General features: G+C 69.4%; 2 protein-coding genes and 1 pseudogene. All 3 read right to left on the bottom strand.

Annotation, left to right across the window (positions count from 1 at the left end; translation table 11 throughout):
• A pseudogene (locus EES42_RS00805) lies at window positions 1-210 on the bottom strand (ATP/GTP-binding protein); the annotation flags it as partial.
• Window positions 191-598, bottom strand: coding sequence for a DUF742 domain-containing protein (locus EES42_RS00800; RefSeq protein ID WP_003966010.1), 408 nt, complete (start codon window positions 596-598; stop codon window positions 191-193). The pseudogene EES42_RS00805 and the gene EES42_RS00800, both read right to left, overlap by 20 nt.
• A gap of 133 nt (window positions 599-731) precedes the next feature.
• Window positions 732-1,029: roadblock/LC7 domain-containing protein (locus EES42_RS00795; protein ID WP_124717326.1), on the bottom strand; the 298-nt coding region annotated here is incomplete at its 5' end.

Genomic DNA, 1,029 nt, shown 5'->3' with positions numbered 1-1,029 from the left:
GGCGACGGTCGTCGTCGTCTTGCCCCCGGTGTGCGTGAGGTCGTCGATGCCCGCGGACGCGGACGTCATCACGGCCTCCGTACGCAACGGGTTGATCTCCGAGACGGCACCGACGAACGTGGTCTTGCCCACGCCGAAGCCCCCGGCCACCACGATCTTCGCCGAGGTGGTGGCCCGGGCCGCACCGCCGCTAGAGCTTGCGAAGTCCACTGAGCACCCTTTCGAGCAGTGTCACATCCGGCGCGCCGCCGGCCTCTCCATTGCCCGGCTGGTGGATGGCCACCATGCCGGCTTCCGCCAGGTCCGCGACGAGAATCCGGGCCACACCGAGCGGCATCGACAGCAGCGCCGAGACCTCGGCCACCGACTTGACCTCACGGCAGAGGTGGCAGATCCGCTGGTGCTCGGGAAGCAGTGTCCCCAGATGCGCGGGGTCGGCCGTGGTGGAGACCAGCGCCTCTATGGCGAGCTGGTAGCGCGGCCGGGTCCGGCCACCGGTCATGGCATACGGGCGGACCAGTGGCTGGTCGCCTTCACCGTCGTACGACGCGTGGTGCAGTGCGCCGTACGGATCGGGTGAGGCGGGTGGCGGGGTCATGAATCCTCCGGGCGTGACAGCAGTACGTCGGCTTGCCGTCTGAAGGGGCCGGTGGGGGGCTCTAAGCGGCCGGACGGGCGAGGGATGAGGGCATTACCTGGGGCAATCGAGTCTGTCATCGATCCAGGGCCGCCTAGTGGAGCAGGCTGCCTTGGAGCTCGGCGCGGAGGTCGGGGGTGAGGACAGTGCCCGCACGGTCGACCAGCAGGGCCATCTCGTACCCGACCAGGCCGATGTCGGCGTCAGGGTGGGCGAGAACAGCCAGTGAGGAGCCGTCCGAGATGGACATCAGGAAGAGGAACCCGCGTTCCATCTCCACCACGGTCTGGCTGACGGCGCCGCCCTCGAAGATCCGGGAGGCACCCGCGGTCAGCGAGGTCAGCCCGGAGGCGACGGCCGCCAGCTGGTCGGCACGGTCACGGGGGAATCCT

Source organism: Streptomyces sp. ADI95-17 (genome assembly GCF_003846175.1).
GTDB classification, from domain to species: domain Bacteria; phylum Actinomycetota; class Actinomycetes; order Streptomycetales; family Streptomycetaceae; genus Streptomyces; species Streptomyces sanglieri.
This window is presented reverse-complemented; position numbering and strand designations above follow the sequence as displayed.

Bases quoted from the DNA above. Each gene is read 5' to 3' on its own strand.
- EES42_RS00800 (WP_003966010.1), bottom strand. From the start codon at position 598: ATGACCCCGCCACCCGCCTCACCCGATCCGTACGGCGCACTGCACCAC.